The sequence below is a fragment of the Streptomyces sp. NPDC033174 genome (genome assembly GCF_055577795.1).
The window spans coordinates 79,391-105,096 of record NZ_JBVIPQ010000008.1; the positions used below are offsets into that span (position 1 = coordinate 79,391).

A 25,706-nucleotide genomic window follows, 5' to 3' on the forward strand; every position below is an offset into this window, starting at 1 on the left:
CCGAGTGCTGACACTTCACACGGCGGAGCTGCTGCTTCCCGGCGGTGGCCGCGCACCCGTGCCGGGTGGCGCGGTCGCCGTCCGGGGCCGGGAGATCGCGGCCGTCGGCCCGTACGAGCAGCTGGCCGCCGCCCACCCGGACGCCCGGGTGCGCCGCTGGCCCGGCATCCTCACGCCGGGGCTGGTGAACCAGTACGGCCCGGAGCTGCTGGAGCAGGCCTACCACCCCGACCCGCGCGAGGCGGACGAGCTCGGGACCGAGCCGATCACCGGCGAGGCGCTGGCCGCGCTCGGCATGACGGACGCACGGTGGGGCGCGAGCGCCCGCCGGGGGGCCCAGAGGATGCTGGCGCACGGAACGGTGGCGGTCGCGGGGGACCTCTGGAAGGCGCCCGTGGTCGACGCCGTGACCCGCGTCGGGCTGGGCCAGGAGCAGCGGTTCGCCGACCCCGGAGGGACGCCGTCGCTCGACCCGTTCGCCGGGCGGCCGGTGGCGGACGCGTTCCTGATCCCCGTGGCGGTCCCCGGTACGGAGGCGGACTTCGCCGTCTTCGACGTCCCGGTGGACGGCGACCCGTACGAGAACCTCTCGGCCGGCGGCGCGGCCCGCTGCGTGGCGACGGTCCTCGGCGGCCGGCTCGTGTACCGCCGCCGGTAGCGGTGCCCGGACGCGCCGACGGGGTCCGCCCCGCCCGCGGCCGCGTCCCGCAGGACGGCGCCGAGCCGGTGCCGCCACGGGCGGGCCCGCCGGGCAGCGCGGTTGACGCTCCCCCCGGAACGTCACTCGCTCCCTCCGGACCCTCAGCCCCCCCGGACCGGGTCGCTCTTCCTCTGCACCGGTTGTTCGTCCGCGTACTTGACCAGATCGGTGAAGCGGGAGTCCCGTACGACGGTCAGGAGCTGTTCCGGCGATACGGGCGCGCCGGCCGCCGTGGCGCTCCCCGTCTTCTCCGACGGGTCGACGGCCAGCAGGACGTGGCTGCTGCCGTACGCCAGGACGACCCGGGAGCCGAGGGTGTCCAGGCCGTTGACGGCCGTCGCGCCCACCTGGGCCGTCCGGCCGCCGTCGAGGGCGACCTTCTCGCAGGTCGTCCTCTTCGACGGGATGTTCTGGCACGGCTGGAGCGGCTCGCCCTCCGCCGGGCGGATGGACAGGGTCACCGGGAAGGTCCGGCCGCCCGAGGTGATCCGGTACGCGGAGACCTCGCCCTCCACCGGACGGATGTCCGCCACGGACGCCGGCAGCAGCTCGTCGAGGAGGGCAGCCACCTGCTGCTGGAACGCGGCGCGGCGGTCGCTCTCGTCGCCGGAGACCTTCTCCGGCGCCTGTTGGCCCGGCGTCGGCTCCGGCTTCACGGGGGTGTGGTACGCCGAAGGGAAGGCGACCGGCGGCGCGGCCGGCATGGTGACCCCGGCTCCGGCACCGGGCAGCAGGGTGAGCCCCAGCGCGGCCGCGGTGACCGTGCCGAAGACTCCACTGGCGACGGTCAGCCGGGCGCGGGCCCGCCGCCTGCGGCCCTGGAGCACGGCGACGGGGGCGAGATCGGGAAGGGGTGGCAGCTCCTGGGTCGTACGGTCCATGGCCCGTCGGAGCATCGTTTCGTCATCCACTCGGGGGCCTCAGCTTCCGATGGCGTGGTGGTCGGTGGCGTAGATGTGTGCCTCGCCGAGGCGGTCCCGGAGCCTGGCCAGTGAACGCGAGCACTGGCTTTTGACCGTCGCCTCGCTGCAGCGCAGAAGCGAGGCGACGGTCTCCACACTCAAGTCCTCCCAATACCTCAGGACGACCATGGCGCGGGCTCGGGATGGGAGCTCGTCGAGCGCGGCGAGCAGCGTGACCCGCAGGTCCGTGTGCTCCGCCGCGGGCGCGGGGCCGAGCCCTCCGGTCTTGGTGAAGGCGAGCAGATCGCGCAGTCCGCGTCGCCGTTCGGCGAGAAACGTCCGGGTGAGAACGGTCTTGGCGTAGGCGTGCGGGTGCTCGGCCGTGCCGGCCCGCCGCCAGTGCTGGAAGAGTTTGGCGAGGGTGGTCTGAGTCAGATCACGGGCGGTCTCCGCGTTGCCGCAGAGCAGATACGCCGTGCGGTACAGCCGCGTCTGCGCGGAACGGGCGAATTCCTCGAACCCGTCGTCCGAGCCGTGCGGTGCCGGCATCTCGCTCCCTTCGTCAGCTCTGTCACCCATCCTTGAGTGCGCTCGTGAGGAAAAGGTTGAAAGGAAATTTCCCGGGACCGGCCGGGGCTCCCGGGGAGTGCCTGCGGGCCGCTCGCGGAGCGGCTGCCACAATGGCCGGGTGACCCGAGCATCCCTGGACAAGCAGCCGCACGAAGTCGCCTCGATGTTCGACGACGTGGCGGCCAAGTACGACCTCACCAACGATGTGATCTCGCTCGGCCAGGCCCGGCTGTGGCGCAAGGCGGTCGCGAAGGCGGTGAACGCCCGCCCGGCCGACAAGGTCCTGGACCTGGCCGCGGGTACCGGTACGTCGTCGCTGCCCTTCGCCGAGGCCGGCGCTTATGTCGTGCCCTGCGACTTCTCGCTCGGCATGTTGCGGGAGGGCAAGAAGCGGCACCCCTGGCTGCCGCTGACCGCGGGCGACGCGACCCGGCTGCCGTTCCGCGACAACGTCTTCGACGCGGTGACGATCTCCTTCGGTCTGCGCAACGTCCAGGACACCCAGACCGCGCTCGACGAGCTGTACCGGGTCACCAAGCCCGGCGGACGGGTCGTGATCTGCGAGTTCTCGCACCCCACGTGGGCGCCGTTCCGGACGGTGTACGAGGAGTACCTGATGCGGGCGCTGCCGCCGGTGGCGCGCACGGTCTGCTCCAACCCCGACGCCTACGTCTACCTCGCCGAGTCCATCCAGAGCTGGCCGGACCAGCCGACGCTGGCCGGCCTGCTCCAGAAGGCGGGCTGGTCGAAGGTGGCCTGGCGCAATCTGACGGGCGGCGTCGTGGCGCTGCACCGGGGCTTCAAGGAGAATTAGAACCACCGGGGGCCCTGCCGCCCGGGCGGCAGGAGCGGGCCCGGTCCGCCGTCGGACGCCCGCCCCGGCCCCCATAGACTGCCTGTGTCCTGTGCCGTCCGGCACGGAAATCGTCGAGTCTTCGGGAGACCCCGCCGTGACCGAGCCCCTCTCCGAGCACACCGCGGATGTGATCGTCGTCGGGGCAGGCCCGGCCGGCTCCACCACCGCGTACTACCTCGCCAAGGCCGGACTCGACGTCCTGCTCCTGGAGAAGACCGCGTTCCCCCGGGAGAAGGTCTGCGGCGACGGTCTCACCCCGCGCGCCACCAAGCAGCTCGTCGCCATGGGCATCGACATCTCCGAAGAGGCCGGCTGGCTGCGCAACAAGGGCCTGCGGATCATCGGGGGCGGTGTCCGGCTCCAGCTCGACTGGCCCGACCTCGCCAGCTACCCGGACTACGGACTGGTCCGCAAGCGCGACGACTTCGACGAGCAGCTCGCCCGCCAGGCCCAGAAGGCCGGGGCCCGGCTGTACGAGCGCTGCAATGTCGGCGCGCCGATCATCGACGACCGTACGGGCCGCATCACCGGCGTGAACGCCAAGCTCGGCGAGGACAAGCGCGAGGTCACCTTCCACGCGCCGCTCGTCGTCGCCGCCGACGGCAACTCCACCCGGCTGTCGCTGGCCATGGGCCTGCACCGCCGTGAGGACCGGCCGATGGGCGTGGCCGTACGCACGTACTTCACCAGCCCCCGGCACGACGACGACTACCTGGAGTCCTGGCTGGAGCTGTGGGACCGCCGCGGCCCGCAGGACCGGCTCCTGCCCGGCTACGGCTGGATCTTCGGCATGGGCGACGGGACGTCCAACGTCGGTCTCGGCATCCTCAACTCCTCGGCCGCGTTCAGGGAGCTGGACTGGCGCGAGGTGCTGAAGGCCTGGTGCGCCTCGATGCCCGAGGACTGGGGCTACACCCCGGAGAACATGACGACGCCGATCCGCGGCGCGGCGCTCCCGATGGCCTTCAACCGCCAGCCGCACTACACCAAGGGCCTGCTCCTCGTCGGTGACGCGGGCGGTCTGGTCAACCCGTTCAACGGCGAGGGCATCGCGTACGCCATGGAGTCGGGCCAGATCGCCGCGGACGTCATCGTCCAGGCGCACGCCCGGGCGACCCCGGCGCAGCGCGAACTGGCCCTGCACAACTACCCGAAGATCCTCAAGGACACCTACGGCGGGTACTACACGCTGGGCCGCGCCTTCGTGAAGATGATCGGCAACCCGAAGGTCATGAAGATCGCGACCCAGCGGGGCCTGACCCACCCGGTGCTGATGAAGTTCACCCTGAAGATGCTGGCGAACCTCACGGACCCGACGGGCGGCGACGCGATGGACCGCATCATCAACGGCCTCTCGAAGGTCGCGCCGAAGGCCTGACGCCCGGACCCGGACCAGCCGGACATGACAGAGCCCCCGACGTCGCGCCGCCGGGGGCTCTGTCATGACGCGGGGATCAGACGCAGTGCCTGATCTCGTGCCGGATCTCGGCCGTCCGCCGGGTCATTCCCGCGTGGCGGGCCTCGCGGATCGAGCCGGCCGAGGCGCTGCGCCGCCAGGAGCGCCCTGGGCCGTCCCGCACACCGCGAAGGGCCGTCCTCCCCCGGCAGGGGAGCGACGGCCCTTCAGCGTGTACGCGGTGCTTGTGCGGTGGTGCGTGTGCGGGTCGGTCAGAGGATGCGGACGGCGCCGGAGGGCTGGTCCCAGTCCAGCGAGCGCTCGACGACGCCGGTGCTGGAGTTCTGCGCGCCGACGAACTTGCCGCCGCCCACGTAGATCGCCACGTGGTACGAGTTGCTGCGGCTGCCCCAGTAGAGGATGTCGCCGGGCTGCAGGTTGTCGAGCGACACGGAGGTGCCCCGGCTCGACTGGTCGGCGGAGACCCGGGGAAGGTCGATGCCGGCCTGGCGGTACGCGGCCTGGACGAGACCGGAGCAGTCCCAGGAGTTGGGGCCGGTGCTGCCCATGACGTAGGCGTCGCCGAGCTGGGCGCGGGCGAAGGCGACCACGGCGGCGGCGGAGCCGGTGGCGACCGAGTCGCTGAAGGAGCCGCCTTCGGAGTCCGCGGAGGCGGAGAGCGTGGTGCGCGCGGAGGACCGGTTGGCGCGCTCCTTGGCCTCGGCGCGTGCCTTCGCCTCGGCCTTCTGCTTGGCCTCGGCCTTGCGGTCCGCCTCGGCCCTGGCCGTCTTGGCGTCCTTCGCGGCCTGGGCGGCGGCCTCGTTCTCGGAGACCCGCAGCTCGAGGTCGAGCGCGCCCTGCTTGGCCGCCTCGGCCGACGCGGCGACGGTGCCGGCGAGGCTCGCGTCGAAGTCGGTCAGGGTGGGCATCTCGATGGTCTCGGTCACCGGGTCGGCGTTCGCCGGTCCGGCGGCACCGGCCACCGCGATGGTGCTGAGGACGCCACCGGCAACTCCGGCACGGAGCGCGAGCTTGGAGGCGCTGCGGCGAGGCTTCCGGTGGCTGGGTATGTGAGCGGTCTGGGACATGAGAACAACCGCTATCAGGGCTTCGCGGTTCCCTTCAAGAAACGTGGGTTGCGCCACAGTTACGTCCGGAACGGCCTAATCCGCTTTCCTGGCGCCCTTATTGACGCCGTAACGGGCAATCCGGACAGGGGCAATCATGGGCTTGATCACGGGTTTTCCGCGAAAGGTCCGAATTGCCGTTCGCTTACCACCCGTTCGCACCGGTGGCCAAGCCCGCTTTTATCGCCGCCCGACGGAAGTGGCACAGGTCACAGGAAGGTCACCGCGCGAGGGGCGTGGAGGTTGTGCGGAGGTTCGTGAACGCGCGCACGCGTCCACCTCCGTCCGCCGGGCCCCTCGCCCGGGTGAGGCGAGTTCCCTTATCACTCGGGCGAGTCCATTTCCAATTTGCCTGTACCCGCCATCGCTTGATAGGGCAAGACCGCCCCGACCAGCGGTAACACCGCTCGATGTCACGTATCGCGGCCACTCGGCTACTTGCTGTATGAAGATCACCGTTCATCCGAATTCATGATCCTTCGCCAGGTGGTGGAGATCACAAAGTCGTTGTCGTACCCCGTGTCGCAGATCACAGATCCACGGGCATAGGATGCGAAGCAGTCGGGCTTGTGAACTGCCTCACATGTACGTGATCTTCCGAGGCGGCGAGACGAAGGCCCGGTGCGGTCCAACGGTCAAGGACGACTGGAAGGAGCGAGGAGCGTGAATGCCTACGCGCCCATCCTCGTGCTCGGTGCCCTCGGCGCAGGGTTTGCGATCTTCTCCGTGGTCATGGCCACGCTTATCGGCCCAAAGCGGTACAACAGGGCGAAGCTCGAGGCGTACGAGTGCGGTATCGAACCGACACCCACGCCGGCCGGAGGCGGCCGCTTTCCCATCAAGTACTACCTGACGGCGATGCTCTTCATCGTCTTCGACATCGAGATCGTCTTCCTCTACCCCTGGGCGGTCACCTTCGACGCCCTGGGGCTTTTCGGGCTCGTGGAGATGTTGCTCTTCGTGCTCACCGTCTTCGTCGCCTACGCGTATGTGTGGCGACGCGGCGGCTTGGAATGGGACTGAGGGGCTGAGGGGCACCTATGGGACTCGAAGAGAAACTGCCGAGCGGTTTTCTGCTGACGACGGTCGAACAGGCCGCGGGCTGGGTGCGCAAGGCGTCCGTCTTCCCCGCGACCTTCGGCCTCGCCTGCTGTGCCATCGAGATGATGACGACCGGCGCGGGCCGCTACGACCTGGCGCGCTTCGGTATGGAGGTCTTCCGCGGATCGCCGCGCCAGGCCGACCTCATGATCGTGGCGGGCCGGGTGAGCCAGAAGATGGCGCCCGTCCTGCGCCAGGTCTACGACCAGATGCCCAGCCCCAAGTGGGTGATCTCCATGGGCGTTTGTGCGTCTTCAGGCGGAATGTTCAATAACTACGCCATTGTGCAGGGTGTTGATCACATTGTTCCGGTTGACATCTATTTGCCGGGTTGTCCGCCGCGTCCGGAGATGCTGATCGACGCGATCCTCAAGCTCCACCAGAAGATCCAGGGTTCCAAGCTCGGCGTGAACGCGCAGGAAGCGGCCCGCGAGGCGGAGGAGGCCGCGCTCAAGGCACTCCCCACGATTGAGATGAAGGGGCTGCTGCGGTGAGCGCGAGCGACAGCGAACGGCCGAATCCCGACAAGGACCTGAGCGCGCAGAACCTGCCGGGTCAGCGTGGTGATCACGGCGAGGAGGTCCGCGTCCAGCGTGGCATGTTCGGCGCCAACAACGGCGGCGACACGTCCGGTTACGGCGGACTCGTCCGCTCCGTACGCCTGCCTGGCCCGGCCACCCGGCCCTACGGCGGCTACTTCGACGAGGTAGCCGACGAGCTGGAGGGAGCCCTCGAGGAGCAGGGTCTCCTGCCCGGCAACGCCATCGAGAAGACCGTCGTCGACCGCGGCGAGGTCACCTTCCACATCGCCCGCGAGCACCTGGTGCGGGTGGCGCGGACCCTGCGGGACGACCCCGCCCTGCGCTTCGAGCTCTGTACGGGCGTGAGCGGCGTCCACTTCCCGGGTGACAAGGGGCGCGAGCTGCACGCCGTCTACCACCTGCGCTCGCTCACCCACGGCCGGCTGATCCGGCTCGAGGTCTGCGCCCCGGACAGTGACCCGCACGTCCCGTCCCTCGTCGAGGTCTATCCGACCAACGACTGGCACGAGCGCGAGACCTACGACTTCTTCGGCCTGATCTTCGACGGCCACCCCGCCCTCACCCGGATCATGATGCCGGACGACTGGCAGGGCCACCCGCAGCGCAAGGACTACCCCCTCGGCGGCATCGCCGTCGAGTACAAGGGCGCCCAGATCCCGGCTCCGGACCAGCGGAGGTCGTACTCGTGAGCACTTCACCCGCCTCTCCCCGCGAGACCACCGAGGGGGCCGTCTACACGGTCACCGGCGGCGACTGGGACGAGGTCGTCCAGTCCGCGGCCCGGGCCGACGACGAGCGCATCGTCGTCAACATGGGCCCGCAGCACCCGTCCACCCACGGCGTGCTCCGCCTGATCCTGGAGATCGACGGCGAGACCGTCACCGAGGCCCGCTGCGGCATCGGCTACCTCCACACCGGCATCGAGAAGAACCTCGAATTCCGGAACTGGACGCAGGGCACCACCTTCGTCACGCGCATGGACTACCTCACCTCGTTCTACAACGAGACGGCGTACTGCCTCGGCGTGGAGAAGCTGCTCGGCATCACCGACCAGATCCCCGACCGGGCGTCCATCGTCCGGGTGCTGCTGATGGAGCTCAACCGGCTCTCCTCGCACCTGGTCTGCATCGCCACCGGCGGTATGGAGCTCGGCGCGACGACGATCATGATCTACGGGTTCCGGGACCGCGAACTGATCCTGGACCTGTACGAGCTGATCACCGGCCTGCGGATGAACCACGCGTTCATCCGGCCCGGCGGCCTGGCCCAGGACCTGCCGCCCGGCGCGGTCGACGCGGTCCGCGAGTTCGTCAAGAAGATGAAGAGGAACCTGCCGGAGTACGACAAGCTCGCCACCGGCAACCCGATCTTCAAGGCCCGTATGCAGGACGTCGGCTACCTCGACCTCACGGGCTGCATGGCCCTCGGGGCCACCGGACCGATCCTCCGCTCGGCCGGCCTCCCGCACGACCTGCGCAAGACCGACCCGTACTGCGGCTACGAGACGTACGACTTCGAGGTGCCGACCGCCGACTCGTGCGACGCCTACGGCCGCTTCCTCGTCCGCCTGGAGGAGATGCGCCAGTCGCTGCGGATCGTCGAGCAGTGCCTGGACCGGCTGGCGCCGGGCCCGGTGATGGTCGGCGACAAGAAGATCGCCTGGCCCGCCCAGCTCGCGCTCGGACCGGACGGACTCGGCAACTCGCTCGACCACATCAAGAAGATCATGGGCACCTCCATGGAGGCCCTGATCCACCACTTCAAGCTGGTGACCGAGGGCTTCCGGGTCCCGCCCGGCCAGGCCTACGCGGCGGTCGAGTCGCCCAAGGGCGAGCTCGGCGTCCATGTCGTCTCCGACGGCGGCACCCGCCCCTACCGGGTCCACTTCCGCGACCCGTCCTTCACCAATCTGCAGGCCATGGCGGCGATGTGCGAGGGCGGCCAGGTCGCCGACGTCATCGTCGCCGTGGCATCCATCGACCCCGTGATGGGAGGCGTCGACCGGTGACCGCGAATCAAGAGGTGAGCCTGGGTATGCCCCAGCTCCCCGCCCCCGCCTACCCGGCCGATGTCCGGGAGAGGCTCGAGGCGGACGCCAAGGAGATCATCGCCCGCTACCCCGGCAGCCGCTCCGCGCTGCTGCCCCTGCTGCACCTCGTGCAGTCCGAGGAGGGCCATGTCTCCCGTACGGGCATGCAGTTCTGCGCGGACGTCCTCGGTCTGACGACCGCCGAGGTCACCGCCGTCGCCACCTTCTACTCGATGTACCGGCGCAAGCCGTCCGGTGACTACCAGGTCGGCGTCTGCACCAACACGCTCTGCGCGGTGATGGGCGGCGACGCCATCTTCGACGAGCTCAAGGAGCACCTCGCCGTCGGCAACGCCGAGACCACCGCCGACGGCAAGATCACCCTCGAGCACATCGAGTGCAACGCCGCCTGCGACTTCGCGCCCGTGGTGATGGTCAACTGGGAGTTCTTCGACAACCAGACGCCCGAGTCGGCGAAGAAGCTGGTCGACGACCTCCGCGCGGGCCGCCCCGTCGAGCCGACCCGCGGCGCGCCCCTGTGCACCTACAAGGAGACCGCGCGCATCCTCGCCGGCTTCCCCGACGAGCGCCCCGGCGCCGTCGAGGCGTCCGGCGGCGCGGGCCCGGCCTCCCTGGCCGGTCTCAAGCTCGCCAAGGGCGAGAAGTCCGCGCCCCGGGTCATCCACCCCCGTGGTGGGTCCGGCGACCACCCGAGGAACGCCGATTCCGAGGAGGGGGAGTGATGACCTTGGCAGCCGAGATCAACAACACCAGCCCCGAGAAGCTGCTCGCACCCGTCCTGTCGGCCTTCTGGGACCAGCCGAACTCCTGGACCCTGGAGACCTACAAGCGCCACGAGGGGTACGAGGGCCTGAAGAAGGCCCTCGCCATGTCGCCCGACGACCTCATCGCGTACGTCAAGGACTCCGGTCTGCGCGGCCGGGGCGGCGCCGGCTTCCCCACCGGCATGAAGTGGCAGTTCATCCCGCAGGGCGACGGCAAGCCGCACTACCTCGTGGTCAACGCCGACGAGTCGGAGCCCGGAACCTGCAAGGACATCCCGCTCCTCTTCGCCAACCCGCACTCCCTCATCGAGGGAATCGTGATCGCCTGTTACGCGATCCGCTCGAACCACGCCTTCATCTATCTGCGCGGTGAGGTCGTGCCCGTCCTGCGGCGGCTGCACGAGGCCGTGCGCGAGGCGTACGAGGCGGGCTTCCTCGGCGAGAACATCCTGGGCAGCGGACTCGACCTCGAACTCACCGTGCACGCGGGCGCGGGCGCGTACATCTGCGGTGAGGAGACCGCGCTGCTCGACTCGCTCGAGGGCCGCCGCGGCCAGCCCCGACTGCGTCCCCCCTTCCCCGCGGTCGCCGGTCTGTACGCGTGCCCCACTGTGGTGAACAACGTCGAGTCCATCGCGTCCGTTCCCGCGATCCTCAACCGGGGCAAGGACTGGTTCAAGTCGATGGGCAGCGAGAAGTCCCCCGGCTTCACGCTCTACTCGCTGAGCGGCCATGTCGCCTCCCCGGGGCAGTACGAGGCCCCGCTCGGCATCACCCTGCGCCAGCTGCTCGACATGAGCGGCGGAATGAGGCCGGGCCACCGGCTGAAGTTCTGGACCCCGGGCGGCTCCTCCACCCCGATGTTCACCGACGAACACCTCGACGTCCCGCTGGACTACGAGGGCGTCGGCGCCGCCGGCTCGATGCTCGGCACCAAGGCGCTCCAGTGCTTCGACGAGACGACCTGCGTGGTGCGGGCGGTCACGCGGTGGACCGAGTTCTACGCCCACGAGTCGTGCGGCAAGTGCACCCCCTGCCGTGAGGGCACCTACTGGCTCGTGCAGTTGCTGCGCGACATCGAGGCCGGCAAGGGCGTGATGAGCGACCTCGACAAGCTGAACGACATCGCAGACAACATCAACGGCAAGTCCTTCTGCGCGCTCGGCGACGGCGCCGCGTCCCCGATCTTCTCCTCGCTCAAGTACTTCCGCGCGGAGTACGAGCAGCACATCACGGGCAAGGGCTGCCCCTTCGACCCGGCCAAGTCGACCGCGTGGGCGGACAACCCTCACCTGGAGGTGAACGCATGACAGTCACCACGAGCGCTCCCTCCGGGGGCGGCGAGGCGGCCGGACCGTCGAAGGCCGCCGGCCAGGACACGGTCTCGCTGACCATCGACGGCATCGAGATCTCCGTCCCCAAGGGGACCCTGGTGATCCGCGCCGCCGAGCAGCTCGGCATCGAGATCCCGCGCTTCTGCGACCACCCGCTCCTCGACCCGGCCGGCGCCTGCCGCCAGTGCATCGTCGAGGTCGAGGGCCAGCGCAAGCCGATGGCGTCCTGCACGATCACCTGCACCGACGGCATGGTCGTCAAGTCGCAGCTCACCTCGCCGGTCGCCGAGAAGGCCCAGCACGGGGTGATGGAGCTGCTGCTCATCAACCACCCGCTGGACTGCCCGGTCTGCGACAAGGGCGGTGAGTGCCCGCTGCAGAACCAGGCCATGTCGCACGGCCAGGCGGAGTCCCGCTTCGACGGACGCAAGCGCACCTACGAGAAGCCGGTGCCGCTCTCCACACAGGTACTGCTCGACCGTGAGCGGTGCGTGCTGTGCGCGCGCTGCACCCGCTTCTCCAACCAGGTCGCCGGCGACCCGATGATCGAGCTGATCGAGCGCGGCGCGCTCCAGCAGGTCGGCACGGGAGAGGGCGACCCCTTCGAGTCGTACTTCTCCGGCAACACCATCCAGATCTGTCCGGTGGGCGCCCTCACCTCGGCGGCGTACCGATTCCGCTCCCGCCCCTTCGACCTTGTCTCCTCGCCGAGCGTCTGCGAGCACTGCGCGGGCGGCTGCGCCACCCGCACCGACCACCGGCGCGGCAAGGTCATGCGGCGGCTCGCCGCTGATGACCCCGAGGTCAACGAGGAGTGGATCTGCGACAAGGGGCGGTTCGGCTTCCGTTACGCCCAGCAGCGCGACCGCCTCACCACGCCGCTGGTCCGCAACGCGGCGGGCGAACTGGAGCCGGCGAGCTGGCCGGAGGCCCTGGAGGCCGCCGCCCGCGGACTGATCCGGGGGCGCACGGGCGTCCTCACCGGCGGCCGGCTGACCGTCGAGGACTCCTACGCGTACGCCAAGTTCGCCCGGGTCGCCCTCGACACCAACGACGTCGACTTCCGCGCGCGGGTGCACAGCAGCGAGGAGGCCGACTTCCTGGCCGCCCATGTCGCGGGACGGGGCCGCGACCTCGACCGGACGGGCGTCACCTACACCTCGCTGGAGAAGGCCCCGGCCGTCCTGCTCGCGGGGCTCGAGTCCGAGGAGGAGGCGCCCGGCGTCTTCCTGCGACTGCGCAAGGCCTGGCGCAAGCACGGCCAGAAGACCTACGCGCTGGCGTCCTTCGCGACCCGGGGCCTGGAGAAGGCGGGCGGCACGCTGCTGCCGGCCGCCCCCGGCACCGAGACCGAGTGGCTCGACGCCCTCACCTCGGGCACCGGACTCGACGGGCCGGGGGCCCTCGCCGCCGAGGCGCTGCGCTCCCAGGGCGCCGTGATCGTCGTCGGTGAGCGGCTGGCGTCGGTGCCGGGCGCGCTGACGGCGGCCGTACGGCTCGCCCACGCGACCGGCGCCCAGCTGGTGTGGATCGCCCGCAGGGCGGGCGAGCGCGGCGCGGTGGAGGCGGGCGCGATCCCGTCGCTGCTGCCCGGCGGCCGCCCGGCCACCGATCCCCGGGCCCGTGAGGAGACCGCCATCGCCTGGCGGGTCGCCGAACTGCCGCACCGCTACGGCCGCGACACCGGCCAGATCGTCGAGGCCGCGGCCACCGGCGAACTGGGTGCCCTGCTGGTCGGCGGCGTCGAACCGGCCGATCTGCCCGACCCGGCACGCGCACGGGAGGCGCTCGACGCGGCCTTCGTGGTCAGCCTGGAGCTGCGCCCGAGCGAGGTCACCGCGCGCGCGAACGTGGTCCTCCCGGTGGCCGCCGTCGCGGAGAAGCCCGGCACCTTCCTGAACTGGGAGGGCAGGGCCCGGCTCTTCGACGCGGCGATCAAGCCGGAACAGCTGACGCGTGCGCCCGCCCCGGCCGACGCCCGCGTGCTGCACATGCTCGCCGACGTCATGGACGTGGCCTTCGGCCTGCCGGACCTCACCTCCGTACGCCAGGAGATGGACCGGCTCGGCGGCTGGGACGGCGTACGGGCCTCCGAGCCCGCCGAGCCCGGGCAGCGCCCGCCGCGCCCGGCCGAGGGCGAGGCGGTCCTCGCGGGCCACCGGATGCTCCTCGACCTGGGCCGCCTCCAGGAGGGCGACGAGGCACTGGCCGGCACCCGGCACGCCGTGGTCGCCCGGCTCTCCGCCGCCACCGCGGCCGAGACGGGCGTCAAGGACGGCGACGTCCTAGCGATCTCCGGGCCGTCGGGCTCGGTCGAACTCCCCCTCCAGGTAACCGAGATGCCCGACCGGGTGGTCTGGCTGCCGCTGAACTCGGTGGGCGGGGGCGTCCTGTCCGACACCGGCGCGGTCCCCGGCCAGGTCGTCCGTATCGGCTCGGCGCCCACGGCCGCCGCCGCCGAACCGGCGGAGGTGTCCTCATGACCGCGCACCGCGCGTCTCGCGCCCACGTCGTCCGGCCGGCCGCAGGCCCGGCCCTCCCCGTACCGGAGGTGCGAGCGTGACTGCCCTCGCCCAACTCGCGGAAGCCCACAGCAGCGTCCTCGCGGCAGAGGACCTGTCCATGTTCGGCCGCGACCCCTGGTGGCTCGTGGTCGTCAAGGCGGTGTTCTGCTTCGCCTTCCTGATGATCACCGTGCTCTTCTCCATCGTGTGGGAGCGCAAGGTCGTCGCCTGGATGCAGCTGCGCATCGGTCCCAACCGGCACGGCCCCTGGGGGATGCTCCAGTCCCTCGCCGACGGCATCAAGCTGATGCTGAAGGAGGACGTGGTCGTCAAGCGCGCCGACAAGGTCGTCTACATCCTCGCGCCGATCATCGCCGCGGCCCCGGCGTTCATGGCGATCGCCGTGATCCCGTTCGGCCCGGCCGGCAACGAGGTCTCGATCTTCGGCCACCGTACGACGATGCAGCTCACCGACCTGCCGATCGCCATGCTCTACGTCCTGGCCATCGCCTCGGTCGGGATCTACGGCATCGTCCTGGCCGGCTGGTCGTCCGGCTCGACGTACCCGCTGCTCGGCGGACTGCGCTCCTGCGCGCAGATGATCTCGTACGAGATCGCGATGGGCGCCGCGTTCGCCTCGGTCTTCCTCTACTCCGGGTCGATGTCGACCTCGGCGATCGTGGAGGCGCAGGCGGACCGCTGGTTCATCATCCTGTTGCCGGTGTCGTTCATCATCTACATCGTCACGATGGTCGGTGAGACGAACCGGGCGCCGTTCGACATGCCCGAGTCCGAGGGCGACCTGGTCGGCGGCTTCAACACCGAGTACAGCTCCATCAAGTTCGCGATGTTCATGCTGGCCGAGTACGTCAACATGGTCACCGTCTCCGCCGTCTCGGTGACGCTCTTCCTGGGCGGCTGGCGGGCCCCGTACCCGATCTCCACCTTCTGGGAGGGCGCGAACCACGGCTGGTGGCCGATGCTCTGGTTCGTCATCAAGGTCCAGCTGCTGCTGTTCTTCTTCATCTGGCTGCGCGGCACGCTGCCCCGCGTCCGCTACGACCAGCTGATGAAGCTCGGCTGGAAGGTCCTCATCCCGGTCTCCGTGGTCTGGCTGATGCTGGTCGCGACCGTGCGGGCGCTGCGCAACGAGAACTACGACTTCCAGCAGATCGTGCTGTACGTCGCCGGTGCCGTCCTCGCCGTGCTGCTGCTGTCCTTCATCGCGGACATGTTCCGCGACAAGAAGGCCAAGGCGGCCGGGGAGCCGGAGGACACCCGGGCGTTCGACCCGATGGCGGGCGGTTTCCCCGTGCCGCCCAAGCCCGGGCAGAGCCTGCCGCCGGTGCCCCGCCGAAGGCCTCGCCACGAGGGCGAGTTGATTGTCAGCGGCGCCCCCGATACTGCTACTGCGAGTGACGGAAAGGAGACGGACGGTGTCTGACTTCCAAAACCCTGTGGCCGGCTTCGGCGTGACCTTCAAGGCCATGTTCAAGAAGCGGCTGACCGAGCAGTACCCGGAGCAGCAGAAGACGACGGCTCCGCGTTTCCACGGCCGGCACCAGCTCAACCGGCATCCGGACGGGCTGGAGAAGTGCGTCGGGTGCGAACTGTGCGCCTGGGCGTGTCCGGCGGACGCCATCTATGTGGAGGGCGCCGACAACACGGACGAGGAGCGCTACTCGCCGGGCGAGCGGTACGGCCGCGTCTACCAGATCAACTACGCCCGCTGCATTCTCTGCGGACTGTGCATCGAGGCCTGCCCGACCAGGGCGCTGACGATGACCAACCAGTTCGAGCTGGCCGACAGCTCCCGCGAGAACCTGATCTACACGAAGGAACAGCTGCTCGCGGGCCTGGAAGAGGGCATGGTCGACACCCCGCACTCGATCTTCCCGGGGACGGACGAGCAGGACTACTACCGGGGTCTGGTCACCGAGGCCGCCCCCGGCACGGTCCGGCAGGTCGCCGTCTCCAAGGGCGAGGCCCCGCAGGAAGCGGCCTCCGACTTCGGTGAGGACGAGCCCGCGTCGAAGAAGGTGGTCGGCGCATGAGCGCGCTCGCCGCCTCCGTCACCTCGACCGGCGAGGCCGTCCAGTTCTGGGTGCTCGGCACCGTCGCCGTCATCGGCGCCCTGTGCACGGTCCTGATGAGGAAGGCCGTGCACAGCGCGCTCTGCCTCGCCGGCACGATGATCGTTCTCGCGGTCTTCTACCTCGCCAACGGCGCGTACTTCCTCGGCATCGTCCAGGTCGTCGTCTACACCGGCGCGATCATGATGCTCTTCCTCTTCGTCGTCATGCTGGTCGGTGTCACGGCCGCCGACTCGCTGAAGGAGACCATCAAGGGGCAGCGCTGGTTGGCCGCCGTGTGCGGACTCGGCTTCGGTGTCCTGCTGATCGCCGGCATCGGCAACGCCTCGTTGAAGAACTTCAACGGGCTGGCCGCGGCCAACGCCGGCGGCAATGTCGAGGGCCTGGCGCGGAAGATCTTCACCACCTATGTCTTCGCCTTCGAGATCACCGGCGCGCTGCTGATCACGGCCGCCGTCGGTGCGATGGTGCTCACTCACCGCGAGCGCACCGAGCGGGCCCGGACGCAGCGCGAGCTCGCTGAGCAGCGGGTGCGCGCGGGCAAGCACCTGCCGCCGCTGCCCGCCCCGGGTGTCTACGCCCGGCACAACGCCGTGGACATCGCGGGACTGCTGCCCGACGGCACCCCTTCCGAGCTCACCGTCATGCAGACCCTGCGGCAGCGCGGCCAGATCCGCGATGTGTCGCCGCAGGCGCTGGCCGACCTCAAGGCGCTGGAGAAGCGCTCGCAGGAGCGACTCGGCCGGGACCCGAACACGAACCTCAATCCGGCCCCGGACCGTGACCGCGACCGCGACGGTGACCGCGCGGAAGAGGAGGCCGCCAAGTGAACCCCGTCAACTACCTCTATCTCGCCGCCCTGTTGTTCACCATCGGCGCGGCCGGAGTGATCATCCGGCGGAACGCGATCGTGGTCTTCATGTGCGTCGAGCTGATGCTCAACGCCTGCAATCTCGCCTTTGTCGCCTTCTCCCGCATGCACGGCAATCTCGACGGCCAGATCATCGCGTTCTTCACGATGGTCGTCGCCGCCGCTGAGGTCGTGGTCGGGCTGGCGATCATCGTGTCGCTGTTCCGTTCCCGCCACTCGGCCTCGGTCGACGACGCCAGCCTGATGAAGCTGTGAGGGGCTGAATCGTGGAGAACCTGATTGCGCTGCTCGTCGCGGCGCCTCTGCTCGGAGCTGCCGTACTGCTGTGCGGCGGCCGGCGCCTCGACAGGGCCGGGCACTGGCTCGGCACCCTGCTCGCGGCCGCCTCCTTCGTCATCGGCGCCGTGCTCTTCGCGGACATGCTGGGCAAGGACGCGGAGGCCAGGACGCTGCGCTCGACGCTGTTCAGCTGGGTCCCGGTCGAGGGCTTCCAGGCGGATGTCGCCTTCCAGCTCGACCAGTTGTCGATGACCTTCGTCCTGCTGATCACCGGTGTCGGCTCGCTCATCCATGTGTACTCGATCGGGTACATGGAGCACGACGAGCGCCGGCGCCGCTTCTTCGGATATCTGAACCTCTTCCTCGCGGCGATGCTGCTGCTCGTCCTCGCCGACAACTACCTGCTGCTGTACGTCGGGTGGGAGGGCGTCGGTCTCGCCTCGTACCTGCTCATCGGCTTCTGGCAGCACAAGCCCAGCGCGGCGACCGCCGCGAAGAAGGCCTTCCTGGTCAACAGGGTCGGCGACATGGGCCTGTCGATCGCGATCATGCTGATGTTCACCACGTTCGGGACCTTCGCCTTCGGGCCGGTGCTCTCGTCGGTGGGGGACACGGGCGAGGGGAAGCTGACGGCCATCGGGCTGATGCTGCTGCTCGCCGCCTGCGGCAAGTCGGCCCAGGTGCCGCTGCAGTCCTGGCTCGGGGACGCGATGGAGGGCCCGACCCCGGTCTCGGCCCTCATCCACGCGGCGACCATGGTGACCGCGGGCGTCTATCTGATCGTCCGCTCCGCCGCCCTCTTCAATGCCGCGCCCGACGCGCAGCTGGTGGTCACCATCGTGGGCGCGGTCACGCTGCTCTTCGGTGCGATCGTCGGTTGTGCCAAGGACGACATCAAGAAGGCGCTGGCCGGTTCGACGATGTCGCAGATCGGCTACATGGTCCTGGCGGCGGGTCTCGGTCCGATCGGTTACGCCTTCGCGATCATGCATCTGGTCACGCACGGCTTCTTCAAGGCCGGGCTCTTCCTCGGCGCCGGTTCGGTCATGCACGGCATGAACGACGAGGTGGACATGCGGAAGTACGGCGGCCTGCGCACATACATGCCGGTCACCTTCGTCACCTTCGGCCTCGGATATCTGGCGATCATCGGCTTCCCCGGCCTGTCCGGCTTCTTCTCCAAGGACAAGATCATCGAAGCGGCCTTCGCCAAGGGCGGCACCGAGGGCTGGATCCTCGGCGGCGTCGCCCTGCTGGGCGCCGCGATCACCGCGTACTACATGACCCGCGTGATGATCATGACGTTCTTCGGTGAGAAGCGCTGGCAGCCCGCCCCGGACGCGGACGCCACGCCGAGCGCCGAGCCCGCCGCCGAATCGCACGCCGGGCAGATGCCGCACCCGCACGAGTCGCCCCGGTCGATGACGATCCCGATGATCGTCCTCGCCTTCGGATCGGTCTTCGCCGGCGGGTTCTTCGGCATCGGCGACCGGTTCGTGAAGTGGCTGGAGCCGGTCACCGCGTTCGAGCACGGGCACCCGCCCGTCAGCGCCGGGGCGATCACCTCGGCCACCGTCGCGGTGATGCTCCTCGGGGTGGGCCTCGCCTACCTCCAGTACGGCCGCAGGCCCGTCCCGGTCGTCGCCCCGCGCGGCTCGCTGCTCACCCGGGCCGCCCGCCGCGATCTCCTCCAGGACGACTTCAACCATGTGGTCCTCGTCCGCGGCGGCGAGCACCTCACCCGCTCCCTGGTGTACGTCGACCACACCCTGGTCGACGGGGTGGTCAACGGCACCGCCGCCTCGGTCGGCGGACTCTCGGGCCGGCTGCGCAAGCTGCAGAACGGCTACGCCCGCTCCTACGCGGTCTCGATGTTCGGAGGTACGGCGGTGCTGATCGCCGCGACCCTGCTGATGAGGGCGGTGTGACCCTGATGTCCTTCCCGCTCCTTACGGCGACGGCGGCCCTTCCGGCGGTCGGCGCGATCGTCACGGCCGCCGTCCCGGCGGCCCGCCGCACCGCCGCCAAGTGGCTGGCGCTGGTCTTCTCGCTCGCCACCCTGGTCCTCGCGGCGGTCGTCCTGGTCCGCTTCGAGCCCGGCGGCGACCGCTACCAGCTCACCGAATCCCACTCCTGGATCAAGGACTTCGGCGTCCGGTACGAACTGGGCGTCGACGGCATCGGGGTGGCGCTGATCGCGCTGACCGCGCTGCTGATCCCCTTCGTCATCCTGGCCGGCTGGCACGACGCCGACGTGGAGACGCACTCCTCGCGCTGGCGTCCGACCCAGGGCTTCTTCGCCCTGATCCTCATGGTCGAGGCGATGGTGGTGCTCTCCTTCGAGGCCACCGACGTCTTCCTCTTCTACATCCTCTTCGAAGCCATGCTCATCCCGATGTACTTCCTCATCGGCGGCTTCGGCGACCGTGCCCACACGGGCAGCGAGGAGAACGCGGCGGCCCAGCGCTCCTACGCGGCCGTCAAGTTCCTGCTCTACAACCTCGTCGGCGGTCTGATCATGCTGGCCGCCGTCATCGGCCTCTATGTGGTCGCGGGGAGCTTCTCGCTCTCCGAGATCGCCGCGGCGCGGGCGAGCGGGCAGCTGGACATGGCGAGCACCACCGAGCGGCTGCTCTTCCTCGGCTTCTTCTTCGCCTTCGCGGTGAAGGCGCCGCTGTGGCCGCTGCACACCTGGCTGCCCAACGCGATGGGAGAGGCGACCGCCCCGGTCGCGGTGCTGATCACGGCCGTGGTCGACAAGGTCGGCACGTTCGCGATGCTCCGCTTCTGCCTCCAGCTCTTCCCGGAGGCGTCGAAGTGGGCGACGCCGGTGATCCTCGTCCTGGCGCTGATCAGCATCGTGTACGGCGCGCTGCTCGCCGTCGGCCAGCGGGACATCAAGCGGCTGATCGCGTACGCCTCGATCTCGCACTTCGGCTTCATCATCCTGGGCATCTTCGCGATGACGAGCCAGGGTCAGAGCGGCGCGACGCTGTACATGGTGAACCACGGGCTCTCGACCGCCGCGCTGATGCTGGTGGCCGGGTTCCTGATCTCCCGGCGCGGCTCGCGGCTCATCGCCGACTACGGCGGTGTGCAGAAGGTCGCGCCGGTGCTGGCGGGGACCTTCCTGATCGGTGGTCTCGCGACGCTGTCGCTGCCCGGCCTTGCGCCGTTCGTCAGTGAATTCCTGGTCCTGGTCGGCACGTTCGCCCGTTATCCGGTGGCCGGGATCGTCGCGACCATCGGCATCGTGCTCGCCGCGCTCTACACCCTCGTCCTGTACCAGCGGACGATGACGGGCCCGGTGAAGGAAGAGGTGCGGACACTGCCGGATCTCAGGGTCCGTGAGCTGACGGTGGTCGTGCCGCTGATCGCGCTGCTGATCTTCCTCGGCGTCTATCCGAAGCCGCTGACGGACATCGTCAACCCGGCCGTGAAGCACACCATGTCCGACGTTCAGCAGAAGGACCCCCGGCCCGAGGTGGAGGCGGCCAAGTGAGCGCAACAACTGTCCACAGCCTGTGGACGACGGCCGCCGAGCCGATCGCCAAGATCACCGCTCCGCACATCGAGTACGCCCAGCTGGCACCCGTACTGATCGTGGTCGGTGCCGCGATCGTCAGCGTCCTCGTCGAGGCCTTCGTGCCGCGCCGCGGGCGCTACCACACGCAGGTGTTCCTCAGCGTCGTCGCCCTGGCCGCCGGTTTCGCCGCGGTCGTCGGCCTCGCCGCCGGGGGCTACGGCTCCACCAAGGCGCACATCGCCGCGATGGGCGCCGTCGCGGTCGACGGCCCGGCGCTGTTCCTCCAGGGCACCATCCTCCTGGCGTCCATCGTCGCGGTCTTCACCTTCGCCGAGCGGCGGCTCGACCCGGCGGACCACGGTCACCGGATCGACTCGTTCGCCGCGGAAGCGGCCGCCGTGCCGGGCAGCGACCACGAAAAGGCCGCCGTCAAGGCCGGGTTCACCACCACCGAGGTGTTCCCGCTGGCGCTGTTCGCGGTCTCGGGCATGCTGGTCTTCCCCGCGGCCAACGACCTGCTGACGCTCTTCGTCGCCCTCGAGGTCTTCTCGCTGCCGCTCTACCTGCTGTGCGCCGTCGCCCGCCGCAAGCGGCTGATGTCGCAGGAAGCGGCCGTGAAGTACTTCCTCCTCGGCGCCTTCTCGTCGGCCTTCCTGCTCTTCGGCATCGCCCTGCTGTACGGGTACGCCGGCTCCGTCTCGTACGCGACCATCGCGCACGTGGTCGACGGGAGCGTGTCGGCCATCGACCCGGCGCTCGCCGACACCATGGGCAATGACGTCCTGCTGCTCATCGGCTTCGCCATGGTCCTGATGGGGCTGCTGTTCAAGGTGGGCGCCGTGCCGTTCCACATGTGGACCCCGGACGTGTACCAGGGCGCGCCGACCCCGGTCACCGGCTTCATGGCCGCCGCCACCAAGGTCGCCGCGTTCGGCGCGATGCTGCGGCTGCTCTATGTGGTGCTGCCCGGCCTGGCCTGGGACTGGCGGCCCGTCATGTGGGGCGTCGCGATCGTCACCATGCTGGGCGGCGCGGTCGTCGCCATCACGCAGACCGACATCAAGCGGCTGCTGGCCTACTCCTCGATCGCGCACGCCGGCTTCATCCTCGCCGGTGTCATCGCGGCCACGCCGGACGGCGTCTCGTCCGTCCTCTTCTACCTGGCCGCGTACTCCTTCGTGACGATCGGCGCGTTCGCGGTCGTCACCCTGGTCCGCGACGCGGGGGGCGAGGCGACCCACCTGTCCAAGTGGGCGGGCCTGGGGCGGCGTTCACCACTGGTGGCCGCGGTCTTCGCGGTGTTCCTGCTCGCCTTCGCCGGTATCCCGCTGACCTCCGGGTTCTCCGGCAAGTTCGCGGTCTTCAAGGCCGCGGCCGAGGGCGGCGCGGGCGCGCTGGTCGTGGTCGGTGTGATCTCTTCGGCGATCGCCGCGTTCTTCTACATCCGGGTGATCGTGCTGATGTTCTTCAGCGAGCCGAAGGCCGACGGCCCCACCGTCGCCGTGCCCTCGCCGCTGACGATGACGACGATCGGCGTCGGGGTGGCCGTGACCCTCGTCCTCGGTGTGGCACCGCAGTACTTCCTGGATCTGGCGAACCAGGCGGGCGTCTTCGTCCGCTAGCCCATGACCGTCAGGGCCCGGTTCCCTCGGGGGCCGGGCCCTGACGCATGCCGTCCTAGGCCGGGCACTTCACCTTGGGGTTCCACGGGTGGAACAGGCCCCTGGGGTTCTTCTCGTAGAGCCAGACGTGCAGCTCGTAGTGGACCGGCAGCTGGCTCCCGATCGGCGGGAGCGGTCCCTCGTAGGCCTGGCCGAAGAGCGTCGGACGGTCGTCGTCGGTGGCGACGTTCTGGTCGGCGTCCACGGTGATGTACTCGAGTGCCACCAGCCGGCGCTTGCCGTCGGGTGTGTCCTTGTAGATCAGCGCGGTCGGCTTGGTGGGGTCGGTCGAGTTCATGTGGGCCGGCTTGACGTAGTGGTACCCCATGCCGCCTTCGTTCGACGCCACGCACTCGTCGGTGCGCAGGTAGCCGTCCTGGAGGGCGAGCCGCTCCGACTTGTACTTCACCGTCGCGCGGTACGCCGTGTGCAGGTCGACCTTGGCCCTCTCGGCGTCGTCGTGCCCGTGGTCGTAGCCCGCGGGCGGACCGCCCGCCAACGTCAGCGAGGCGAGAGCGGCGAGTCCGAGAGCGGAGATGAGGGGTCGTATGGCCATGCGGTGCTCCTAGGAAGGGGAGGCGCCCGGGGCGCTGGGACCTGGCGGGTCTCCCCGGCCCACCGCTTGTCAGCATCGGCCCGGGAGGGGGATGCCGCACGCGGTGGGGGGCCATCGGAGCGATCGAGCGCCGGCGCTCGCCTGCCGGCGGTCATGCGGGGGCGGTCTGCCTGCGGCGCTCAGGCCGTGGCGGTGGCCCGGGCCCTGGAGGCGTAGGCGCGCACGTCGGCGTCCGCGTCGGTCAGCGCCGCGTCGAGCACGGAAGCCGTGTCCGGGTGGCGCAGCAGGGCCAGTACCGCGGCCTTGCGGACGTCCGCGTTCGGGTCTTTGAGGGCCGTGGCGAGCGCGGGGACCGCGACCTCCCGGGCCGCCGAGGCGAGGCCGGCCGCCGCTCCCGCGCGGACCTGCCAGGCGGGGTCGCCCAGCGACTCGACCGCGAGGACCGCGTACGGGTCGGGGCAGCCCGTCCTGCCGAGCCCCTGGAGGGCGGCGCCCCGGACCAGCGGGTCGCCGTCGCGCAACAGCGGCTCCAGCGCGTGCGGGGCGTCGAGGCTGCGGGCCACGGCGACGCGGACCTCACGGGCCGGATCGCCGGTGGCCCCGGCCAGGGCGTCGAAGGCGTCCACCGACACCAGGGCGCGTACGGCCTCGATCCGTACCTCGACGGCCGGGTCCGTGAGGGCGTCGGCGAAGAGGGGGCGGCCGCCGAGCCGCAGGGCGCGCAGGACGTCCAGGGCGGCGGCGCGGACCGCCGGGTCGTCGTTGCCGACGGCCCCGGCGAGTGCCTCGCCCAGGGTGTCGTCCGGCGAAAGCACCTCGACCAGCTCGCGCAGGGAGGCCGCGGCCGCCGCCCGTACGCCCGCGTCGGTGTCCCCGAGCGTCTCGACGAGCGCCGGGCCGGTGCCGGCCGGGACGGTCTCGGTGAGGGCGGACACGGCCGCGCGCCGCACGGCCGGGTCGGGGTCGGCCAGGTACGGCCGCAGGGCCGGCAGCTCCGGCTCGGAGTCGAGCAGGGCGAGCAGCTCCGGGATGCGCGGGGAGTCGGAGGCGGATGCCGTGTCCTGCCGGAGGGGCGTCCCGGCCCCGGAGCCGGTGGGCGCGAGCTCGCGCGGGCCGGCCGTCGAGACCTGCTCGGGGTGCACCTCGCCCAGGTGGCGCGACGGGCCGCCGGTAGGGGCGTAGTCATCGACGGGCACGAGGTAGGGGGCGACCGGGCGGGCGGTGAACTCCATGGCTCCCGAGGCGGACTTGCGCAGGTCCAGGTGGTGCAGCCAGTCCTGGTCGTCGCGCTCCGGATGGTCCGTCCGCGCGTGGTAGAGGCCCCAGCGGGACTCGGTACGGGCCAGCGACGACCGGGCCGCCATCTCCGCGCAGTCCCGGATGAAGGAGACCTCCGCGCAGCGCATCAGCTCGTGCGGGGTCCGCGCGCCCATGGCGTCGATCTCGGTCCGCATCCGCTCGAAGTGCTCGACGGCGAGGGAGAGCCGGGCGCCGGACTTGGGCGGGGCGACGTAGTCGTTCACGAAGCGGCGGAGCTTGTACTCGACCTGCGGCTGCGGAGGGCCGTCGGGATGGCGCAGGGGCCGGTAGACCAGGTCGTGGGCCTCCCGCAGCTGCTCGACGGGCAGTTCGCCCTCGTAGGCGGTGAACCGGGCGGCGTCCCGGCCCGCCAGGTCGCCGAAGACAAAGGCGCCGATCATGTAGTTGTGCGGCACGCAGGCCAGGTCGCCGGCCGCGTACAGGCCCGGGACGGTGGTGCGGGCGTGCTCGTCGACGCGGACCCCGGACGCGGAGTGACCGCCGCACAGTCCGATCTCCGAGATGTGCATCTCGACGTCGTGGGTGCGGTAGTCGTGGCCGCGGCCCGCGTGGAACGTGCCGCGCGTGGGGCGCTCGGTGGTGTGCAGGATCGATTCGAGGGCGGCGACGGACTCTTCGGGGAGATGGCTGAGCTTGAGGTAGACGGGTCCGCGGTCCGAGGCGAGCTCCTCGGCGAACTCGGCCATCATCTGGCCCGACCAGTAGTCGGAGTCGACGAACCGCTCTCCGTGCCGGTTGACCTGGTAGCCGCCGAAGGGGTTGGCGACGTAGGCGCAGGCGGGCCCGTTGTAGTCCTTGATCAGGGGGTTGATCTGGAAGCACTCGATGCCGGTGAGCTCGGCGCCCGCGTGGTACGCCATGGCGTAACCGTCGCCCGCGTTGGTGGGGTTCTCGTACGTGCCGTAGAGATAACCGGACGCGGGCAGGCCGAGGCGGCCGGCCGCGCCGGTGGCCAGGATCACGGCGCCCGCGCGGACCGTGACGAACTGTCCGGTGCGGGTGTTGAAGCCCGCGGCGCCGACGGCCCGGCCGCCCTCGGTCAGGACCCGGACGGGCATCACACGGTTCTCGATCCGGATCCGCTCGCGCATCTCCCGCCGGCGCAGCTGACGGTAGAGGACCTTCTTGACGTCCTTGCCCTCCGGCATCGGCAGCACGTACGACCCGGAGCGGTGGACCTGGCGGACCGCGTATTCGCCGTGCTCGTCCTTCTCGAACTTCACCCCGTACGACTCCAGGCGCCGCACCATGTCGAAGCCCCGGGTCGCGGTCTGGCGGACCGTGGACTGGTCGACGATGCCGTCGTTGGCGCGGGTGATCTCGGCGACGTAGTCGTCCGGTTCGGCGCGGCCGGGGATGACGGCGTTGTTGACGCCGTCCATGCCCATGGCGAGGGCGCCGGAGTGCCGCACATGGGCCTTTTCGAGGAGGAGGACCCGCGCGCCGTGCTCGGCGGCGGTGAGCGCGGCCATGGTGCCGGCGGTGCCGCCGCCGATGACCAGGACGTCGCAGGACAGCTCGTCCGCCTCCGAGAGTGCGGGGATCTGCATGGCG

22 protein-coding genes are annotated in these 25,706 nt (G+C 70.3%); 17 read left to right on the top strand and 5 right to left on the bottom strand.

All coding sequences use genetic code 11. The features are described 5' to 3' along the window. Positions 1-4: 4 nt before the first annotated feature. A complete protein-coding gene (locus tag ACZ5VC_RS24655) occupies positions 5-658 on the top strand; it encodes an imidazolonepropionase-like domain-containing protein (protein WP_469122214.1) in 654 nt (217 codons plus the stop codon). A 143-nt stretch (positions 659-801) separates the two neighbouring features. Here ACZ5VC_RS24655 and ACZ5VC_RS24660 read toward each other — a convergent pair whose 3' ends face one another. Together ACZ5VC_RS24660 and ACZ5VC_RS24665 are read right to left on the bottom strand one after the other, a co-directional pair. Then, positions 802-1,581, bottom strand: a complete 780-nt coding sequence (locus ACZ5VC_RS24660; protein WP_469122215.1) for a hypothetical protein — start codon at positions 1,579-1,581, stop codon at positions 802-804. Between the two features lie 39 nt (positions 1,582-1,620). Further along, positions 1,621-2,151, bottom strand: coding sequence for a SigE family RNA polymerase sigma factor (locus ACZ5VC_RS24665; protein WP_469122216.1), 531 nt, complete (start codon positions 2,149-2,151; stop codon positions 1,621-1,623). A gap of 139 nt (positions 2,152-2,290) precedes the next feature. Here ACZ5VC_RS24665 and ACZ5VC_RS24670 point away from each other — a divergent pair, with 139 nt between their 5' ends. Further along, positions 2,291-2,986 (top strand): demethylmenaquinone methyltransferase, encoded by a 696-nt coding sequence (locus tag ACZ5VC_RS24670; RefSeq protein ID WP_469122217.1) that lies wholly within the window; start codon positions 2,291-2,293, stop codon positions 2,984-2,986. A gap of 136 nt (positions 2,987-3,122) precedes the next feature. Then, positions 3,123-4,406 (top strand): geranylgeranyl reductase family protein, encoded by a 1,284-nt coding sequence (locus tag ACZ5VC_RS24675; protein WP_469122218.1) that lies wholly within the window; start codon positions 3,123-3,125, stop codon positions 4,404-4,406. Positions 4,407-4,696: 290 nt separating this feature from the next. On the opposite strand, the gene ACZ5VC_RS24680 is transcribed toward ACZ5VC_RS24675, so the two are convergent. After that, a complete protein-coding gene (locus tag ACZ5VC_RS24680) occupies positions 4,697-5,512 on the bottom strand; it encodes a C40 family peptidase (protein WP_469122219.1) in 816 nt (271 codons plus the stop codon). Positions 5,513-6,214: 702 nt separating this feature from the next. On the opposite strand from ACZ5VC_RS24680, the gene ACZ5VC_RS24685 reads away from it, so the two are divergent. The 14 genes from ACZ5VC_RS24685 to nuoN all read left to right on the top strand — a co-directional run bounded on the left by ACZ5VC_RS24685 (position 6,215) and on the right by nuoN (position 22,237). After that, complete coding sequence (locus ACZ5VC_RS24685) at positions 6,215-6,574, top strand: NADH-quinone oxidoreductase subunit A (RefSeq protein ID WP_030494815.1); 360 nt, start codon at positions 6,215-6,217, stop codon at positions 6,572-6,574. 17 nt (positions 6,575-6,591) lie between these two features. Continuing rightward, positions 6,592-7,146 carry a NuoB/complex I 20 kDa subunit family protein gene (locus ACZ5VC_RS24690; protein WP_468708483.1) on the top strand — a complete coding sequence of 185 codons (555 nt, stop codon included), beginning with the start codon at positions 6,592-6,594 and terminating at the stop codon, positions 7,144-7,146. Continuing rightward, entirely contained in the window at positions 7,143-7,883 is a 741-nt protein-coding gene (locus ACZ5VC_RS24695; protein WP_469122220.1) for an NADH-quinone oxidoreductase subunit C, read from the top strand. Before ACZ5VC_RS24690 ends, ACZ5VC_RS24695 begins: the two co-directional genes overlap by 4 nt. Next, a complete protein-coding gene (locus tag ACZ5VC_RS24700; RefSeq protein ID WP_469122221.1) occupies positions 7,880-9,202 on the top strand; it encodes an NADH-quinone oxidoreductase subunit D in 1,323 nt (440 codons plus the stop codon). The genes ACZ5VC_RS24695 and ACZ5VC_RS24700 overlap by 4 nt, the downstream gene beginning before the upstream one ends. A gap of 26 nt (positions 9,203-9,228) precedes the next feature. Then, positions 9,229-9,966, top strand: coding sequence for an NADH-quinone oxidoreductase subunit NuoE (gene nuoE, locus ACZ5VC_RS24705; protein ID WP_469122222.1), 738 nt, complete (start codon positions 9,229-9,231; stop codon positions 9,964-9,966). Then, positions 9,966-11,318 carry an NADH-quinone oxidoreductase subunit NuoF gene (gene nuoF / locus ACZ5VC_RS24710; protein ID WP_469122223.1) on the top strand — a complete coding sequence of 451 codons (1,353 nt, stop codon included), beginning with the start codon at positions 9,966-9,968 and terminating at the stop codon, positions 11,316-11,318. The genes nuoE and nuoF overlap by 1 nt, the downstream gene beginning before the upstream one ends. Further along, entirely contained in the window at positions 11,315-13,825 is a 2,511-nt protein-coding gene (locus ACZ5VC_RS24715) for an NADH-quinone oxidoreductase subunit G (protein WP_469122224.1), read from the top strand. Before nuoF ends, ACZ5VC_RS24715 begins: the two co-directional genes overlap by 4 nt. Positions 13,826-13,901: 76 nt before the next feature. Then, complete coding sequence (gene nuoH / locus ACZ5VC_RS24720) at positions 13,902-15,290, top strand: NADH-quinone oxidoreductase subunit NuoH (protein WP_469122225.1); 1,389 nt, start codon at positions 13,902-13,904, stop codon at positions 15,288-15,290. Further along, a complete protein-coding gene (gene nuoI / locus ACZ5VC_RS24725; RefSeq protein WP_468708469.1) occupies positions 15,283-15,900 on the top strand; it encodes an NADH-quinone oxidoreductase subunit NuoI in 618 nt (205 codons plus the stop codon). The genes nuoH and nuoI overlap by 8 nt, the downstream gene beginning before the upstream one ends. Then, positions 15,897-16,769 carry an NADH-quinone oxidoreductase subunit J gene (locus tag ACZ5VC_RS24730; RefSeq protein ID WP_469122226.1) on the top strand — a complete coding sequence of 291 codons (873 nt, stop codon included), beginning with the start codon at positions 15,897-15,899 and terminating at the stop codon, positions 16,767-16,769. The genes nuoI and ACZ5VC_RS24730 overlap by 4 nt, the downstream gene beginning before the upstream one ends. Then, complete coding sequence (gene nuoK, locus ACZ5VC_RS24735) at positions 16,766-17,065, top strand: NADH-quinone oxidoreductase subunit NuoK (protein WP_468708465.1); 300 nt, start codon at positions 16,766-16,768, stop codon at positions 17,063-17,065. The genes ACZ5VC_RS24730 and nuoK overlap by 4 nt, the downstream gene beginning before the upstream one ends. Positions 17,066-17,076: 11 nt before the next feature. Next, a complete protein-coding gene (gene nuoL, locus ACZ5VC_RS24740) occupies positions 17,077-19,017 on the top strand; it encodes an NADH-quinone oxidoreductase subunit L (protein ID WP_469122227.1) in 1,941 nt (646 codons plus the stop codon). A gap of 5 nt (positions 19,018-19,022) precedes the next feature. Further along, the gene (locus ACZ5VC_RS24745) at positions 19,023-20,591 is read left to right on the top strand and encodes an NADH-quinone oxidoreductase subunit M (RefSeq protein WP_469122433.1); all 1,569 of its coding nucleotides are present in this window, start codon (positions 19,023-19,025) and stop codon (positions 20,589-20,591) included. Continuing rightward, positions 20,588-22,237, top strand: coding sequence for an NADH-quinone oxidoreductase subunit NuoN (gene nuoN, locus ACZ5VC_RS24750; protein WP_469122228.1), 1,650 nt, complete (start codon positions 20,588-20,590; stop codon positions 22,235-22,237). Before ACZ5VC_RS24745 ends, nuoN begins: the two co-directional genes overlap by 4 nt. Before the next feature lie 55 nt (positions 22,238-22,292). Here the strand turns inward: nuoN and ACZ5VC_RS24755 are convergent, their stop codons facing one another. Further along, positions 22,293-22,832, bottom strand: a complete 540-nt coding sequence (locus ACZ5VC_RS24755; RefSeq protein WP_469122229.1) for a hypothetical protein — start codon at positions 22,830-22,832, stop codon at positions 22,293-22,295. Between the two features lie 179 nt (positions 22,833-23,011). Further along, a complete protein-coding gene (locus ACZ5VC_RS24760; RefSeq protein ID WP_469122230.1) occupies positions 23,012-25,702 on the bottom strand; it encodes a fumarate reductase/succinate dehydrogenase flavoprotein subunit in 2,691 nt (896 codons plus the stop codon). Between the last annotated feature and the right edge of the window lie 4 nt (positions 25,703-25,706).

What these genes read in the sequence shown, in the direction of transcription:
- ACZ5VC_RS24680 (WP_469122219.1), bottom strand. Translation starts at nt 5,512, where the DNA reads ATGTCCCAGACCGCTCACATACCCAGCCACCGGAAGCCTCGCCGCAGC.
- ACZ5VC_RS24755 (WP_469122229.1), bottom strand. Translation starts at nt 22,832, where the DNA reads ATGGCCATACGACCCCTCATCTCCGCTCTCGGACTCGCCGCTCTCGCC.
- ACZ5VC_RS24715 (WP_469122224.1), top strand. Translation starts at nt 11,315, where the DNA reads ATGACAGTCACCACGAGCGCTCCCTCCGGGGGCGGCGAGGCGGCCGGA.
- ACZ5VC_RS24660 (WP_469122215.1), bottom strand. Translation starts at nt 1,581, where the DNA reads ATGGACCGTACGACCCAGGAGCTGCCACCCCTTCCCGATCTCGCCCCC.
- nuoF (WP_469122223.1), top strand. Translation starts at nt 9,966, where the DNA reads ATGACCTTGGCAGCCGAGATCAACAACACCAGCCCCGAGAAGCTGCTC.
- ACZ5VC_RS24690 (WP_468708483.1), top strand. Translation starts at nt 6,592, where the DNA reads ATGGGACTCGAAGAGAAACTGCCGAGCGGTTTTCTGCTGACGACGGTC.
- nuoE (WP_469122222.1), top strand. Translation starts at nt 9,229, where the DNA reads ATGCCCCAGCTCCCCGCCCCCGCCTACCCGGCCGATGTCCGGGAGAGG.
- ACZ5VC_RS24760 (WP_469122230.1), bottom strand. Translation starts at nt 25,702, where the DNA reads ATGCAGATCCCCGCACTCTCGGAGGCGGACGAGCTGTCCTGCGACGTC.
- ACZ5VC_RS24665 (WP_469122216.1), bottom strand. Translation starts at nt 2,151, where the DNA reads ATGCCGGCACCGCACGGCTCGGACGACGGGTTCGAGGAATTCGCCCGT.
- ACZ5VC_RS24745 (WP_469122433.1), top strand. Translation starts at nt 19,023, where the DNA reads ATGTCCTTCCCGCTCCTTACGGCGACGGCGGCCCTTCCGGCGGTCGGC.
- ACZ5VC_RS24730 (WP_469122226.1), top strand. Translation starts at nt 15,897, where the DNA reads ATGAGCGCGCTCGCCGCCTCCGTCACCTCGACCGGCGAGGCCGTCCAG.